Source organism: Actinoalloteichus spitiensis RMV-1378, assembly GCF_000239155.1.
GTDB classification, from domain to species: Bacteria; Actinomycetota; Actinomycetes; order Mycobacteriales; family Pseudonocardiaceae; genus Actinoalloteichus_B; species Actinoalloteichus_B spitiensis.
This window is the reverse complement of record NZ_AGVX02000282.1, coordinates 1-2,705: the sequence shown is the minus strand read 5'-3', so window position 1 is coordinate 2,705 and position 2,705 is coordinate 1. Positions and strand designations below refer to the sequence as shown.

The following is a 2,705-nucleotide window of genomic DNA, read 5'->3' as shown; positions in this document are numbered from 1 at the left end:
CCCGACCGCGCCCCCGGCGGGCGTGACGGCCCGGGGGCTCTCGTCCCTGGCCGCGCCGTTCGGCTGGCCGCCCCCGCCTGGGTCCGGCGGCACGTCCTCGGCACCCCCCGGGGGCTCGGTCGACGAGCTCGCGCCCGCCTCCTCCGGCCCGGTGACGACGGCGACGCGGCTCCGGCGCCACCGTCGACGCCACCCCGGCGGACCGAACACACCGGCCAGGACACCGACGAGCGCGAGGACGGCGGAGGAGGCCACCGTGAGGGTGGCGACGATGCGGGGCACCGGGTCGTCCTCGGGGATCACCGGGTGGGAGATCGCCGGCTGCCGCGCTGGGCTGGGCTGCTCCTCCAGTTCCGAGGTCACCACCGCCGTAACGGCCGCGTACGGGTTCACCACGCCCCACCCCAGCGCCGGGTCAGGACGTTCGGCGGGCGGCGGGTCCGCCGTGACCCGGAGCCGGTGGGCGACCTGGCTCGCGGTCAGCTCCGGGTGCCGCGAGCGGACGAGCGCGGCCACCCCGCTGACGAAGGGCGCCGCGTAGCTCGTCCCACTGCCCTGCCAGTGGCCGGGCCCGCCGGGGCCCAGGCTCACCACGTCCACGCCGGGCGCGACCAAGCTGACGAACTCGCCCGTCTGCGAGAAGTCACCCCGCTCCCCCTGGGCGTCGATCGCGCCCACCGCGAGTACGCCCGGGTAGGCCGCCGGGTAGGAGGTGGGGTTGCCCTCCTGCGCGTTGTTGGCCGCGGAGGCGACGACGAGCACGTCGGAGGAGGTGGCCCGTTCCACCGCCGCACGCAGATCCTCGTTCGGGTAAGTCGTACTCGCCGAGATGTTGATGATGCTCGCGCCCTCGTCCACCGCCCGGTGGATCGCCTGGGCCATCACGGCCGCCGACCCGTCGTTCTGGCTGTTGGCGTTGCGCAGCGGGAGGATCCGCGCTCCCGGGGCGATCCCGACGAACCCGGTGCCCTCCGCGGGCTGGGCGGCGATGATGCCGGCGACGAAGGTCCCGTGGCCGTAGCAGTCGTCGTCGGCAGGGCCCCCGCCCCCGTTGGTCAGGTCGGCACCGGGCAACACCACACCGTTGAGCTGGGGGACCGCCCCGTCGACACCGGAGTCGACCACCGCCACCGTCACTCCCTCGCCCCGCGTCAGGTCCCAGACCCGCCGGGGCAGCATCCGGCGCTGCGCCCACGGCACGGCCTCCTCGACCATGGCGGGTGGGGGCAGGCAACCGGAGTCGACCGTGGGGACCGGGGGCACCTCCTGGGCGGTCGCGGTTCCCACGGCCAGCTGCGGGCAGACCAGCACCGCGACGGCGAGCAGGGCTCCCCTGCGGACACGGGAAGCGTGGACCCCGGCGTCGGGACGCCTGTTCATCTCAGTTCTCCGGTTCGGCTGGTACCCGGTCAGTCGGCGGAGCCGGCGGTCGCGGTGGCGGTGGCCGGCGAGGACAACGGCGCTGCCGGCCCGGTCAGACCGAAGGGAGCGGCCCACCGGCCGAACGTCTCGTCCTCGGTGAGGTCGCGCAGCGTGGCACGCTGCCGACGGCTCAACGCCCGCCGGAGCCGCGCCAGGACCTGCGCGTCGACCTCGTCCAACCCGATGCCCAGGCTGGTCTCGTTGGCTCGCAGTTCCCGGGCGAGGACGGCGGGCCGGGTGGCGGCCCCGCCCACGACGTCGAGCACCTTGAACCGGCTGCGGGAGAAGAAGACGACCTCCTCGGGCAGGCCACCCGCACCGAGCATCCCCACCCGGCGGCCGGTGGTGGACCAGATGAGCAGGTCGACGTTGGCATCGGGCGAGTTCAGGTCGTGCACGGCGGTGGCGCTGACGAAGCCCGGTTCGTCCAGCACCTCCGCCGGTGGGCACACCTCACGGAGCCGGGCGCCGTCGTCGGGGAGGTGGGCCTGTTGGAAGGTCGCGCCCCGGTGGACGGGGAGCCGCCGCAGGCCGGAGGTCAGGCAGGCGACGAGGTCGCGCCAACCGCGACCGCCGTCCGACCTCAGGGCATCGTTGAGGACGCGGCCCCCGTACCCCTCGTGGGCCAGGTACAGGCACACGGCCACGAAGTCGGCCTTCGCCGCCTCCCCGCCCGCGCCGCGCAGCACCGGGGACATGGCCAGCGCCGCGTTGACGGTGGCCAGGGCGTTCTCGTAGTCCTCTCCGACCAGTCGGGCGAGTGCCGCGCGTTCCGCCTCGGTGCTCCGGTGGTCGGGCGGAACCCAGGCGACCGCCGTCTCCCCGGCACCGCCTCCCTCGGCGCCGTCGCCGCCGGTGTCCTCCTCTGACTCCGACCGGCCCCCCACGTCCCCGGGTGCGGGTTCCGGGACCTCGGTGCCCTCGGCGGGCACCGGGTCCTGCGTTCCCGCCCCCACCGGTTCGCTGGCCGGGGCCTCCGGTTCGGGTGCCGGGGCCGGCGGCTCGTCGACGGCGGCAGGGGGCGTGTCGACGGGGACGGGGGACGCGTCGACAGCCGGGGGCTCCTGCTCGGCGTCGGGGTCGACGGGCCGGGTCTCGTTGGTCGGTGGCTCCTCCGCGTAGAAGGTGAGGTCCCAGCGGGCCGGGGTCGACGGCGAGGTCGGGCCGGGCGGTGGGGCGGGGCGGGGAGCCGGTCCGTCGGGAGCGGGCGCGGGAGGTGCTGCCGGGGGCGGCGCGTCGTCCCGCGTCGCCGGCGGTGGGTCCGCCGGCCGGTGCCGGCCGGC

The 2,705-nt window shown here is 76.2% G+C and carries 1 protein-coding gene and 1 pseudogene; both read right to left on the bottom strand.

What is annotated here, in order from left to right; all coding sequences use genetic code 11:
- Positions 1–1,380: type VII secretion-associated serine protease mycosin (gene mycP / locus ACTIDRAF_RS28720; protein ID WP_083886278.1), on the bottom strand; the 1,380-nt coding region annotated here is incomplete at its 3' end.
- Between the two features lie 29 nt (positions 1,381–1,409).
- Positions 1,410–2,705 (bottom strand): annotated as a pseudogene (locus ACTIDRAF_RS0213245) (hypothetical protein); the annotation flags it as partial.